This is a genomic window from Leptospira vanthielii serovar Holland str. Waz Holland = ATCC 700522 (assembly GCF_000332455.1).
GTDB classification, from domain to species: Bacteria; Spirochaetota; Leptospiria; order Leptospirales; family Leptospiraceae; genus Leptospira_A; species Leptospira_A vanthielii.
In genome coordinates, this window is the sequence record NZ_AOGY02000042.1 from 142194 (window position 1) to 155990 (window position 13797).

Here is a 13797-nt window from a genome sequence, read left to right on the forward strand (position 1 = left end):
AGGGTTTGGTCAATCAGTAAATGCGGTAGAGTCCGATTAGTTTCCCAATTATCGTAGCCTTTTTAGTACGAATGGGTTTTAGTTTCACGTTTCTTGGTTCCAAACGGATCATGTCCGGTTCTTTATAAAAAACTTTTAAGGTAGCTTCGTTTTCAATCATGGCGACAACGATTTCCCCATTCCTAGCTGTGTCCTTTTTTTGGATGATAGCAATGTCACCATCACTAATCCCGGCTTCCACCATGGAATCTCCCTTCACACGTAAAGCAAAGGTTCCAGGTTTTGTCGCCAAGTCTTCTGGGACAGCAATGTATTCTTCGATATTTTCTTCGGCAAGAATGGGTGAACCCGCAGCCACTTGGCCAAGGAGAGGAATTCCAGACGCACGGACGAGAAGTGCCTCGTCCCCATTTCCTTTCAGGAGTTCGATAGCACGACTTTGGTTTTTAGAAGTGCGGATATAACCTTTTTTTTCGATCGCCTTGAGGTGGTCGTAAGCACCTTTCGCGGTGATTCCAAACTGGTCCCCAATCTCACGGATGGTAGGAGGGAACCCCTTCTCGCGGACCGTGCCCGAAATGTATTGTAGAACAAATTCTTGTTTTTCCGTGAGATCTTTCATACTAAACAGATAACTAGGAAATGGGCGTTATGTCAACAAAAAACTAGGCGTTATAACTTTAAATACTCACTTTTCAAAACAAAACTTCCTTCTTCTACAATGGCTTCCCCTGATTCCACACCATTTGTAATCTCAACCCAATTGTCATAAGTTTTACCCACACCAATTTTTTTGGCAGAAAAAGATCCGTCTGAGTTCCGAACAAAAATATAATTTTCGCCTTCAATTTTATGAATACAATCAGCCGGGATCACCTTTGCCTTGTTAACCGAAGATTCCACCATTGCGCCCACAACAGTTGCGGTTACACTTTGTCCGGGACGAAGCCTCCCTTTTGAGTTTCTAACTTCCAAACGAATCTCTGCGGTTTTTTTAATCGGATCAATCACATCCCCCACATGAGATACCACAGCTTTCAAAGAATCATCCTTCGAACCAATAGGAATGACTTTTGCTTCGTTACCCATACGGATGGAGGCCAAATCTTTTTCATATACTTCTAAATTGATCCATAATACACTCAAATCAGCAACAGTAAATAGATTGTCACGAGCATTGACCGCCTGACCAATGATAGCTTCCCTTACCGTTACAGTTCCAGAAATGGGAGTTCGGATATATAAGTTTTTAGAATTATATTTTCCACCTTCCAGATTTGTAATTTCTGCATCATTTAGACCTAAATTTTCCAAAGCATTCCTGGATGTTTCCATTTCTGCTTTTACCGATTTGTAATCCATTAAAGACATTTCATATTCTTTGGCAGAGGTCACTTTCCTTTCATACAAATCTTTGGCTCTGTCGGCTTGGACTTTTAAGGCCTCTAATCTTGCCCTCGCCTTTAAATAATTAGCTTCTGTGGTTCCAAGTTCCACTGATTGGATGGAAGCAAGAGCCGTACTTTTTTTCACGTGTTCTCCTTCCTTTACAAATACCTGTACAATTCGTCCGCTAACACGAGACCCTACTTTGGCCACACTATTCATATCATAAGAAACAGTTCCTGGAAGTTGGAGTTCTTCCTCCAGTGCTTTTTCTTCCAGATAAACCACCGAAAACGGATGGTTCTTTTGAATTTCCTGTGAAATCATAAACTTTGACTTATCATCAGTCAGTGCTTCTGTTTTTTTACCGGCGCCAAAAAACTTCGTATACCCGAAGTATGCTAAACTGCCGACAAGCACCAGTATACTTAGCGATCTAATATTCTTAAAATTGAATTCTGTTTTCATATAAATTTAAAACTCCGAGCTATCCATCTTTCCGATAGAAGCCTTGTATCCTTCCAAAGCATTGTAATAGAGATAAATGATTTCATAATAACTTCGAAGGACACTGAGATAGTTTTTCTCAGCCTCCAAAAAAGTTACTAAATTAGATGCACCTCGAATGTAAGCAAGCCTTGACTTCTCTTGGACTTCCTTGTTTTTTTCGAGAAGTCCCATCTTTTGGTAATCGAGTAACTGCGATTCCCTAGCTTGTAATTCTTTAATGGCTGCAGAAATCTCCGAAACGATTTCGTTTCGTTTCGCATCCACATCGAATCCTAGTTTTTTATAAGATTCTTCCGACTTTAAAATTTCCCCTTGTTTTCGATCAAACAAAGGAAGCGGTGTTGCCGCATAAATACCCGTGACATTTTCATTTCCTTTGTTTAAAAATTCAACACCGAGTGTAAGAGGAGGAATGATTTCTCGTTTTTTTAATTCGATATTCATTCGTTCTCTTTGTTGGCGAATTTTTAAAGCAACTAAGTCAGGTCTCTCTTCAATATCAAAATCATTTAAATCGATACCAAACTCACGAGTGGATATAAACTCAAGCCGTCCCTTGATACTCAAAGGAGAATTCATATCAGATATACCAATAAGGATTCTCAAATTTTTTACTACTTGTGCCCTCAAAATCCGTGCATTTCGGTATTCTCGTTCAATTTGTACACGTTCTAATGCCAATCGGTCATATTCCAAAAAGGATATATCTCCTTTTTCGGCCCGAAGTTTAGTAAGATCCAAAAGGTCTTGGTAGTTTTCCAAAAATTCTTTTTGGTAATTGATCTGCTCTGTTACGTAGAGATAAGTCCAAAAGTTTTGTCTGAGACGCAAACGAAACAAACGATCAAAGTCGCGAAAACTAGCAATGGTTCCTAAAAACTCTTGTTTGGCGACTTTTTCCCTTTGAGGAATCACTCCACTCATATCAAAGGGTTGGTTATAGATAAACGAAGTTTCTGCTCTACCTGTTGCAGCATTGGCAGAGGCTCCTATAAACTGCTGTTGCATGTTCATTATCGGGTTATAATACAAACTTGCGGTAATGACATCCCCGCGAGCCATACCGATGTTTTGTTTTTCGCGAAGGTAAAGAGGATTACTTGTGACAGCAAAATCCTCCAACTCATCCAAGTTCCATTTTTCTTTCGAATCTTGGGCTCTGGAATCTTCACCAAGGAAAAACAATTCTTCTTTAGAATGCAGTTCATAAACCGCTTTTTCTTTGGGAAAAACAGGGAATGAACTGATCCCTAAAAGGATAAAAACAGAAAACTTCCTAACAAATTTCATACAGTTACAAATTTCTTTATATAATCTTCGATTCCATACTGGATGACTTTGATTGCTTCGACCCGATCATACACTTCAGTGATCTCCACTGTTCCAGTAGAAGGAGAGTTCGGATCCAATTTGTAAGTCAAAAAATAATGGTGGAGTTTGTTGATAAGAGCTTTAGGAACTTCAGAAATATCTTTGATTTGACCGAACACTTCGTCCCCTTTGAGTACAGCGACAATTTTGTCATCTGCTTCACCCTTATCAATCATTCGAAGTCCACCGATGGGAATCACCGTTAGAATCATGTTTCCATGTGTGATTGGATTCACACTAAGGACACAAATGTCAATCGGATCTCCATCACCAATGATGTCTGGTCTTCCGACTACATCCGAACAGTGTTTTCCAGAGGCTTCCCCAGAAAATGTTCTTGGTATAAATCCATATAGAGTCGGCGAACGATTGCTATACTTTTGAGGCCTGTCCACGCGAATAAAACCAGAAGCTTTATCGATTTCATATTTTACTGTGTCTTGCGGAGTGAGTTCAATGAATACATCTAACTCATCGGGAGCTTTTGGTCCCAGTTCCAATCCATGCCAAGGGTGCGCTACGTAATAATTCGGTTTCATTTAAGTCCTCTTTCTTTTAGATTTCTGATTTTGTTTGTTTGTTTTGGAATCATCTTCGTTTTGCGACGAATGTTCTTCCACTTCCCTGTAATGATGAGAATGTCCGTGTGTTTCGTTGAGCTCTGTTGCTTTGTATTTTTTCATCTCTTCTACAAAGTAATCATTCATTTTACGTTCCCTTTCCATTTGTCTGATTTCTTGTCTTTGTGCGAGTTTCACTAAAAATTCAAAGGCAATCGGCAAAAGGAACCTGGAAAGGATGGTTGCTACAAGAACCCCACCCATCACCACTGTTGCCAGAGGTCTTTGGACTTCGGCACCCGCACTGGAAGCAATCGCCATCGGTAAAAATCCAATGATAGCGACAAGTTCCGTTGTGGCTACTGCCCTGAGTGTATATACCGCAGCCTCTACCACTGCAATGGAAGGATCTCTTGTGACTTTTAATTGGTCTTTTAATGCCGAAGCGTAGACCACCCCGTTTAACACCGATATACCGGCTGCGGCGATAAATCCAACCCCTGCAGGAATCGAAAAGGGAAGACCACGAATCACAAGAGATAAAATTCCCCCAGAAAGTGACAATGGCACCAAGATAAAAACTCCCAATGCATAATAGACACTTCCAAAAGCTATAAAGAGCATCGCAAAAATAATGGCTCCGGCAATCGGGATCACTATGGCCAATCGGTTTTTAGCGCGAGTGAAGTTTTCAAACTGACCACCCCAATCTACATAATAGCCTTGCGGAAGCCCCGACTCGATAGACTGAGTGGCACCTTGCACATCATTCACAAAGCCAATCATATCTCGCCCACGAACGTTCACTTCTACGAGGATCCTACGTTTCAGACCTTCGTGATAGAGAGCAGCCGGCCCTTCCGTCATCATAATGTCTGTTACTTGCCCAAGAGGCACCGTTCCGCCTAAGTCAGTCATGACGGGAACGTTTTCAATGACTCCAATATCGGTGACATCTGCATCCAAACGCACAATGAGATCAAAACGTTTGTACCCTTCGTAAACCTTTCCAGCATTAGCACCTACACGAAGTGTTTCAATGGTGGTAAGCACTTCTTCTGCACGAACCCCGTAACGAGCCATATTTCCCCGATTCATTTTGATCTCAAGTAAGGGAAGACCAAGGAGTTTCTGAACCCGCAAATCGGCAGCTCCTTGGATTTTTTTGATTTTGGAGGCATAGTTGTCCGCAATGGACTTCAATGTTTTTAAATCATCACCATAAATTTTGATTACGATATCGGCTTTGGATCCAGATAACAAGGCATTGACGCGGTTTTCAATGGGTTGCGACAAACTGATGTAAGATGAAGGAACATTTTTGTTCACAGAGTTTTTCATAAGCTCCATAAGTTCCTCTCGGTCGTGTGCAGAAACCCACTCTTTGCGGGGTTTCAGTTTGACCATCATCTCTCCCTCTTCCGAACCAATGGGTTCTGCGGCAGACTCACCACGTCCTTGTCTCGAGACAACGCTTACTGCTTCAGGGAATTTCAAAATTACCTTCTCCATTTCCAAATTTAAGTCACGGGAATGGTTGATGGCGGTAGAGGGAAGGCGTTTGATATCAATGGCAATCTCTCCCTCGTCAATCCTTGGTAAAAATTCTGATCCGAGAGTGGAAGCAAGAGCAAAAGACAACAAAACCACACCAATCCCGGCATAAGTAAACTGGCGTTTGAACTTCATCCCATAAGTGAGCACTTCCGCATATTTTAATTGGAACTTATGCCAAAACGCTGATTCATGTAAAATTGGTTTTGTGTAGATATACGACATGAGTGCCGGAAATGTGGTAATCGAATATAAAAGTGCGGCACCTAACGCAAACGCTACGGTAATGGCCATCGGACGAAACATCCGGCCTTCCACCCCTTCCAGTGTCATCAGCGGTAAATATACGAGTAAAATAATTCCCACACTAAAAGCAGATGCCCGCACTACTTTGATACAAGACTCCATGATGACTTCTTCCATCCCATCTTCCATGTCCTGGGCGGAGGTTTTAGATAGGAGGAAACTTTTACGAAGTAAAAATCCATGGAGTGTGGACTCTAACATCACAATGGAACCGTCCACAAGAAGCCCAAAGTCAAGAGCACCGAGAGACATCAAGTTTCCCACAATCCCAAAGGCATTCATAAGAATGGTGGCAACCATCATAGAAACAGGAATCGCAAGTGCTACGGCAAAGGCTCCCTTCACCGTCCCTAATGTTAAAATCAAACAAACAAGAACAATGATAGCTGCTTCGACAAGGTTTGTAAAAACAGTAGAAAGTGTTCGGCCAATGAACTCAGAACGGTCGTAATAAACTTGAATTTTCATCCCGTTAGGAAGACGGGATTCAATTTCTTTCATTTTTTCTTTTACTCGGCTCACCACTTGGAGGGAGTTACTACCGAGTAACATCATGGCAGTCCCACCGACAACTTCACGTTTGCCGTTCATCGTACTAAGCCCAAAACGAAGGGCAGGTCCCGTTTCCACTTTGGCAATTTGACCAAGTGTCAAAGGAATTCCATCTCTTGAAGTACGAACGGAAAGCCTTGAGATATCATCGATGGACTTAAATTGGCTTTCGCCTCGAATCACAAACTGCTCTTCCCCTTTTTGGATGTATCCACCACCTAAGTTGACGTTAGCACCTTCCAGAGCTTCTGTGATATGAGAGAGTGTTAAGTTATGAGATAACAAACGTTTGGGGTCAATTTTGATTTGAAATTGTTTGGCATCTCCCCCTACTACGTTTACATCAATGATTCCTTTGACGGAACGAAGTTGTCTTGCGACTTCCCATTCCATCACGGTTCGGAGTTCTTCAGGAGTATGGCTTTCGGAAACTAAAGCAAATTCATAAATATCACCAAGGCCAGTCGCAATCGGAGAAAGTTCCGGTTTTCCGTAAGATTTTGGAATAAAGTTCTCTGCTTGTTTTAACCTTTCGTTTACAAGTTGCCTTGCAAAATAGATATCCGTCCCATCTTCAAAGATAACTGTTACGGAACTGACACCGGTCCTTGAGATCGAACGAATTTCCGTAACTTTAGGCATCCCGTTAAACTCAAGTTCGATGGGATAAGTGATAAATTGTTCCACTTCGAGTGGTGAAAGACCAGGAACCGAAGTCACAGCTGATACCTGGACATTTGTCACATCGGGAATGGCATCAATGGAAAGATTGAGTGCATTATAAAAGCCAACGATGGTGAGTGTGGCTGTCAAAACGAGAACTGTGGCTCGTTTGTGAATGGAAAACTGAATGATTTTTTCTAACATAATTCCTATTTGAAATTGAAAACATTGCAGAGGCCAAACTTGGGCTCTACTACTAGACTAATCTACATGCAACGATTAAGCCAAAAAAGGAGGTGGGAGGTAAAGAAAGTGAAATAAGATAGGAATTTCAGTAAAAAAGACAGGTTCTGTAGAAATTGTAGACCATCGAAGGACAGAAATCTTCACAAGGGACTGTTCCCTGCGAGAAGGAACTAATTTCAAAACTTGGTTGGATTCTTTAGAGGAAGTAAGAACACGAGTCGTCTCTTCCAACTCGTAGGATTGGTATTGAAAATCCAAATCTTCGAGAGGAGAAACAAACCGGTCATCGACCAGATTCAGATTGATGAAAACCGCTAAAAGTAGGATGAACCCGGACTTCCAGAAGCGTCTAATTTTCACTATTTTTTCTACTCTTGAGACCCAGGTTCAAGAATTGAAGTGGAGACACAAGAGAAAACACTAGAAAATATGAACTTTTTTCCATTTCCTTTTGGTTACAAATGCTTGTGTAGTTGCCAAAACGCAAGGATCAGACAAGACTATCCCTACCGATGAAAGACGAATCTATAGACACCATTATTAGCGACGACATCACGTTTCGCGGAACCCTTTCCTTCAACCAAACATTAAAAATCAAAGGGCAATTCAAAGGCACAATCACTTCCCAAGGGAAACTCATCATTGATGAAACTGGTGATGTAGAAGCCGATGTGGAAGTAGGAAGCCTAGTGGTTCACGGAAACCTCAAAGGAAACGTAGACGCAAAAGAAAAAGTGGAACTTAAAAAAAATGGTAAGGTCGTTGGTGATATCAAAACACCGGGACTCGAAGTAGAATTCGGTTCCAAAATTATTGGCAATTGCATCATGTAACCAAGGTTCACTTCGGACCACTGTTGTCTGAAGTTCGAACCAAAGTTGATTCCAAAAGGCCCCTTTTACGTTACTTAGTCGATAAAAGAGAGGGCCTTCGTAACATCCATCCCAAAGAACTTCTGAGTTCCGACTTTTCTTGTTTGCACTCTCCATTTTCACTTCCCGATCTTTTAGATGCCGTCGAACTCTTGGTTCGTTTTGCCAAAGAGGGGAAAAAAATCCTTTTGTATGGAGATCGTGATTCGGATGGAGTAAGCTCCACTTGTCTTCTTGCCTTCTTTTTAAAATCTCATCCAGAGTTTTCTGGCATCAACCTAGAAGTGATGGTATCTTCTGAAAGTGATCCCTATGGCCTTTGTAAAGAAGCCCTGGTCAAAATTAAAAAAGTAAAACCAGACCTTCTTGTTACTTTAGATTTTGGTTCGAGCCAAGCGGATGAAATTGAAGAATTAACAAAAACAGGGATTCAAGTCATTGTTCTTGATCATCATGAAGTGCCTGTACGAATTCCAACTCACTGTGCATTGGTGAATCCAAGAAGAACCGATTCAGTCTATCCTGAAAAAAAAATCTGCACTGCAGTGTTATCATTTAAACTTGTATCTGCGATTCTTTTTCGATTGAGTGAAGAGTTTGGCAGAATCTATACAAAAACAACCACTCATCCAGACAGTGGTCAGAAGGAAACTTTCTATTTCCAAAATGGTTTAATCATTCCGAAAGATTCGGTAGACAACCAAAAATTTGAGAAAAATTCCATTCTCCCTTATCCTGAAGATTTTGTTACCGCCATCCCCGTTGATGACGAAAGAAAACTATTCTATTACCAATGTTCCCGGATTCCTGATTTTTTCTCCGGCCTCGAAGAAGAAACAGATCTTGCAGGAATTGGAACCATCACAGACATGATGCCCCTCACTGGAGAGAATCGACATTTTGTGAAATTGGCCCTCGAGTCTCTCACCAAACTCTACGTAGGTGACAAAAAAAGAAAAGGACTCTCTGAACTCCTAAAAGAATTAAAACTCAATCCCCACGGAATCACCACTAAAGATTTAGGTTGGTCGATTGGCCCTGTTCTCAATTCCGCAGGACGAATGGGAAAAACCGAGGAAGCTGTCTCCTTACTTCTTGCCGAAACAACTTTGGATGCCAAAACCAAAGCCAAACAATTATTATCCATCAATGAGGAACGAAAAGAAAGAACCAAACGGAATATGGATCGTGTGGAAAGGTATTTTGCACGCAAACCAGAAAGGACAAATAATGAAATTGTTTTTTGTTATGAACCCGATATGGAACCTGGTGTCAGCGGGATTGTGGCTACAAGAATGGTGGATACCTATAAAAAACCGGCGATCTTTTTGGCACCTGACAATGGAGATGCGAGAGGGAGCATTCGGTCCTATGGACCAGAGAATGTTCTGGAACTTTTAGAATCTTTATCCAGTCATTTTTTGCATTTTGGGGGTCATCCAGAAGCGGGAGGATTTTCCATCCAACTGGATAAAATTCCTGCCTTTGAATCTGCTTTGTATATCGCCGCCAAAGACTGGTTAGCAAAAGATAAAGAAAGATCAGCCGTTCATTCCATTGAAACTGACTTTACCGTTCTCACAGAAGAGATGGGTGAACGACTTCTGAAAGAATGGAAGGACCTAGAACCCTTTGGACAAGGGAATCCCGATATCAAACTTGCCATCCGGAATGCCAAAGCCATTCACCTAACACCTCTCAGTGCCGGAAAACACGTTCGATTTCATTTGATTGGAAGTGGTTCTTTAAAGTATATGATTTGGAATAAGGGAGAAGAGTTCCAAAAATTTATGTCGGAACATGGGAGTTTTGATCTTGTGGGCAGTTTGGAAGAAAACTTTTACCAAGGAAGGACCACCCTCCAATTCATTGTTGAGTGGTTTGGAATTGCGGCGGAAAACTCCGCCGACTAACCTTTACCTCTAGCGAATCGAGGCAAATTCCGCCTAACAATCACTACAGACTAAGCATTAATCAAAACTTTGGATTCATCCACATAAACAGGGGTCCATCCAGAATTGTCTTTGAAGTATCGAACTGCTTTGATTCTTAAATTTTTGTCGAGGGTAAACCAGTGGTTGGTATTGGCTGGGATGGAAAGGAAATCTCCCTTACTGACATGGACTTCGAATCTTTCTCCATCAATGATGAATCCAAAGATACCACTTCCGTCGATGATATAACGCACTTCTTCATCCGTATGGATATGAAGTTTATCAAATTTAGCTAACATATCTTGGATTCCAGGAACTTCATCATGAAGGACCACAAGATCGTTGGCCTTATAACCATGCTCTTTTTTTAGTTGGTCAAATCGGTATTCCAATCCAGAAAGAACTTCTGCTTTTTCAGCATCAGTTAAGCCTTTTTGGTCAAGGATCAAATCCAGAGATTCTGGTGTTTTAAAGAATTCATATACAAGTCCCTTGGAAACAAGGAACGCCTTGATCGCATCTGCATCTTGGAGAGTTTCTGTCTTTCTTTGAATGGTTGCCATACGAAATTACCTACTTATGGACTACCCTCTAGATCCCAGGTTAGGGATCAATTCGTTTTTCGCTATCCTGGAACTATTTCTGCTATAGCAGATTTAAAGCAAGGCACCTGGTTGGAAAAAGAGCCATCCCGCAGTAAAAAACAAACTAAGTAAAAATACGAGAAATCCCAAAGTTGGCATCGCAGGAAGGTCTCGGACTCCTGCCACCGCCCCTGTATCTTGTTTCATATAGGATTGGATGGTAATTTTCATGTAGTAGTAAAATGCCACACAAGAGTTTGCCACAGCACCAAAAAGAAGGATTCTGTTGAATAACAAATCCGATTCTGCAATCTTTTGCAAAAGGAAAAGTTTGGTCCAAAATCCAATGAGAGGTGGAAAACCAGCAAAGGATAAAAAGATAATAGAAAGTGAAAGTGCCGTTAACGGGTGTTCTCCGCTTAAATGAGAAATCCCATTGACAGTCACTTCATGTTTTCCCTGTTCTAAATAGGAGATGATAGCAAAGGCAGCTAAATTCAAAAGGGAATAGGAAAAAAGATAATACAAAGCCTCAAGTCCTGCCCCACAAACAATTCCAGCCACAATATAACCTGCATGCGAAATTGACGAATAGGCTAACATTCGTTTGAGGTTCTCTTGTTTTAGAGCTACAATGTTTCCCCAAGTCATGGAAACAAGAGCAATCACTCCCATCAGGTATTTCCAAGAATTCCCAATCTCACCCACAGGGATATGATTGAATAATACAATAAAAAGTCCAAGAGCCGATGCTTTTCCTGCACTAGCCATAAAACCAGTGATCGGTGTCTGAGCTCCTTCATAAACATCTGGTGTCCAGGAGTGGAAAGGAACAAGAGCTGCCTTAAAAGAAACTCCCACTAAAAAGAGTCCAAATCCTAATTTAGAAAAATTGGATTCATACCCTTTTAAAAAAAGACCCCTTAAGGCACCGTCTAAGTTAGTCGTTCCAGATCCACCATACAAAAAGGCAATTCCCAGTAACATAAACCCCGAACTAAAAGTTCCAAGTAAAAAGTATTTCATCGCACTTTCTAAGGATGAAACAGAAGACCTAGCCATTCCAATCATCACATAAAGAGAAAGGGATAAGATTTCTAATCCCACAAAGATGACGATAAAATCATATCCTGAGGTTAAAAACATCATCCCAGACAAACAAAACAGTACAAGGGGAAAGAACTCAGGAAATAAGGTTTTATGTTGTGCTAAAAAGGGAGGAGCAATGAGAAGAGTAATAAGCCCAGCGATTAAATAAATTGCACTGAGCCATACAGTTAAAGGACTAATGGAAACCTGTGATCCAAAAAATTTGCCATAACCCGGAGAACTAGTGGTATGATACAAAGCATACATGGCTCCAAGAATTCCTAATATAGAAAGTACCCATAAAGGTTTGGAGTCCTCTTCTTTGGGGATTAGAAACTGAACGACTAGCGAAAGTAAGGCCACCCCGCAAAGAATGAGCATGGGTGAGATAGCGATTAGGTCATTGGAAGAAGGAGTATATGACATGGGTTAGTTTCCTATTGTCTCTTTCGGTGTTGGTTCCAATTCAAAATCAGACTCAATGGATTTTTCCAAATTGTCTAAGTTTTCATTCAAATTTGGTGGGTTTGTTTTTAAGGAAACAAATGTAGGAAGTGCATACTTCGATTGAAAAGTGCCCAACCTTTCTTCAAACGAAAGTGGTTCTTTTCCCAAACTGGAATAATCAGAAAATTGCCGGCTTGCCGTTCCACCAAGAAAATCTTTTTGGATGTCTTTTCTTTCTGCAATGGACTGAACCGATGCCGAATTCAAATATACATTCGATGAAGATTGTAAAATTTCTAAAAAAGGTTTTGGGTAGATTCCAATCCAAAAAATAAAGACTACGAGTGGAGAAAGAATTCCCACTTCGCGGAAACTTAAATCTTTATATGGTTTTGCTTGAATGGTTTTACTCACCCCAAAAAGAAATCGTTTTACAAACCATAGAAGGTAGAGGGCACCAAGAACCACTCCTGTGGCCGCAATCCCACCGAGCCATACATTGGATTTGATGGCTCCCATAAGGATCAGAAACTCACCCACAAATCCATTGGTTCCAGGAAGACCCACAGAAGACAATATAGCAATGAGAAAGAAAGTGGAAAACACCGGCATTTGTTTGGCAAGTCCACCAAACTCAGCAATGTTTCTGGTATGAGCTCTTTCATAGACCATACCAATCATAAGAAAGATCATCCCGGTGGAAACACCATGAGATACCATCTGCAACATTCCACCCACAACCCCTTCGTTTGTGAAAGAGAAGAGTCCCAAAATACAAAAACCTAAATGTGATAAAGAACTATAAGCAATGATTCGTTTGATATCCGTTTGGACTAGGGCTGCCATAGAACCATAAACAATACCAATCACGGCAAGGATCTGAATCCAATTTTGCGATAACAAACTTGGTTCTGGGAAAAAAGGAATACAAAACCGAATGAAACCATAAGCCCCAATCTTTAGTAATACTCCCGCCAAGTCCACCGAACCCACAGTAGGTGCTTGGGTATGGACATCGGGCATCCAAGTGTGAAATGGAAAAAGTGGAATTTTGATCGCAAAGGCAAGAAAAAAGCTAAAAAACAAAAACCATTGCAGAGGTTCCGAATACATTCCAAGGCTTGCTGTGGCTAAAGACTCGATCGATGTTTTTCCTGTTTTGAAGTAAAGGGTGAGAATTCCACCTAACATAAACAAGGAGCCAGCCATAGAAAATAAGAAGTATTTGAGAGCAGCTTTGGTCCTCTCTTCTCCACCCCAAATTCCAATCATAAGAACCATAGGTAATACCATGAGTTCCCAAAATACATAGTAAAGAACTAGGTTGCCGGAAGCAAAAACACCAAGGACGGCAGTTTCTAAAACGAGCAGGCAAATATGGAACTCTTTGATTTTTTTAGGAATATTGGACCAAGAGGCAATACTCGAAAGGAAAAACATAAAAGCAGTGAGTGCAAAAAGTAAAAGTGAGATACCATCGAGACCTACATGGTAATCCACACTGAGTTTTCCAGATAAAATCCAATCGGGAATCCAATGGACAAATTGTAGTCCTGACTGGGAAGAATCAAAAAAGAAAAACAGTCCCACGGAAAGGATGGTTGTGAATGCAGATGAGAGAGCAGAAATCACAACCACAGTCCCTACTCGTTTTTGAAATACAATGAGTATAGAGGAAACGATTGGTAAAAAGATAATGATGGAAAGAATTTGTTCCGGCACC

Annotated in this window: 11 protein-coding genes; 2 read left to right on the forward strand and 9 right to left on the reverse strand. The window is 41.0% G+C overall.

From position 1 onward, the window contains the following. Positions 1 to 13: 13 nt before the first annotated feature. From lexA to LEP1GSC199_RS09755, 6 genes are all read right to left on the reverse strand, one after another. Positions 14 to 622: a transcriptional repressor LexA gene (gene lexA, locus LEP1GSC199_RS09730; RefSeq protein ID WP_002981304.1), complete on the reverse strand. Its 609-nt coding sequence runs from the start codon at positions 620 to 622 to the stop codon at positions 14 to 16. A gap of 50 nt (positions 623 to 672) precedes the next feature. Next, on the reverse strand, positions 673 to 1854 hold the full coding sequence (locus LEP1GSC199_RS09735; RefSeq protein WP_002981535.1) for an efflux RND transporter periplasmic adaptor subunit: 1182 nt from the start codon (positions 1852 to 1854) through the stop codon (positions 673 to 675). A 6-nt stretch (positions 1855 to 1860) separates the two neighbouring features. Next, on the reverse strand, positions 1861 to 3186 hold the full coding sequence (locus tag LEP1GSC199_RS09740; RefSeq protein WP_002981238.1) for a TolC family protein: 1326 nt from the start codon (positions 3184 to 3186) through the stop codon (positions 1861 to 1863). Then, the gene (locus LEP1GSC199_RS09745; RefSeq protein ID WP_002981244.1) at positions 3183 to 3806 is read right to left on the reverse strand and encodes an inorganic pyrophosphatase; all 624 of its coding nucleotides are present in this window, start codon (positions 3804 to 3806) and stop codon (positions 3183 to 3185) included. The genes LEP1GSC199_RS09740 and LEP1GSC199_RS09745 overlap by 4 nt, the downstream gene beginning before the upstream one ends. Beyond that, positions 3807 to 7106, reverse strand: a complete 3300-nt coding sequence (locus LEP1GSC199_RS09750) for an efflux RND transporter permease subunit (RefSeq protein WP_002981528.1) — start codon at positions 7104 to 7106, stop codon at positions 3807 to 3809. A 75-nt stretch (positions 7107 to 7181) separates the two neighbouring features. After that, positions 7182 to 7508 (reverse strand): hypothetical protein, encoded by a 327-nt coding sequence (locus tag LEP1GSC199_RS09755; protein ID WP_002981287.1) that lies wholly within the window; start codon positions 7506 to 7508, stop codon positions 7182 to 7184. A gap of 152 nt (positions 7509 to 7660) precedes the next feature. Here LEP1GSC199_RS09755 and LEP1GSC199_RS09760 point away from each other — a divergent pair, with 152 nt between their 5' ends. Both LEP1GSC199_RS09760 and recJ read left to right on the forward strand, forming a co-directional pair. After that, positions 7661 to 7981, forward strand: coding sequence for a bactofilin family protein (locus LEP1GSC199_RS09760; RefSeq protein ID WP_002973855.1), 321 nt, complete (start codon positions 7661 to 7663; stop codon positions 7979 to 7981). After that, positions 7969 to 9933 carry a single-stranded-DNA-specific exonuclease RecJ gene (recJ, locus tag LEP1GSC199_RS09765; protein ID WP_039926489.1) on the forward strand — a complete coding sequence of 655 codons (1965 nt, stop codon included), beginning with the start codon at positions 7969 to 7971 and terminating at the stop codon, positions 9931 to 9933. Before LEP1GSC199_RS09760 ends, recJ begins: the two co-directional genes overlap by 13 nt. Positions 9934 to 9983: 50 nt before the next feature. Here recJ and LEP1GSC199_RS09770 read toward each other — a convergent pair whose 3' ends face one another. From LEP1GSC199_RS09770 to LEP1GSC199_RS09780, 3 genes are all read right to left on the reverse strand, one after another. Continuing rightward, a complete protein-coding gene (locus LEP1GSC199_RS09770; RefSeq protein WP_002981344.1) occupies positions 9984 to 10517 on the reverse strand; it encodes a cupin domain-containing protein in 534 nt (177 codons plus the stop codon). Positions 10518 to 10610: 93 nt separating this feature from the next. Then, positions 10611 to 12053 (reverse strand): NADH-quinone oxidoreductase subunit N, encoded by a 1443-nt coding sequence (locus tag LEP1GSC199_RS09775; protein ID WP_002981435.1) that lies wholly within the window; start codon positions 12051 to 12053, stop codon positions 10611 to 10613. A 3-nt stretch (positions 12054 to 12056) separates the two neighbouring features. Then, positions 12057 to 13796 (reverse strand): complex I subunit 4 family protein, encoded by a 1740-nt coding sequence (locus LEP1GSC199_RS09780; RefSeq protein ID WP_002981604.1) that lies wholly within the window; start codon positions 13794 to 13796, stop codon positions 12057 to 12059. Position 13797 lies beyond the last annotated feature (1 nt).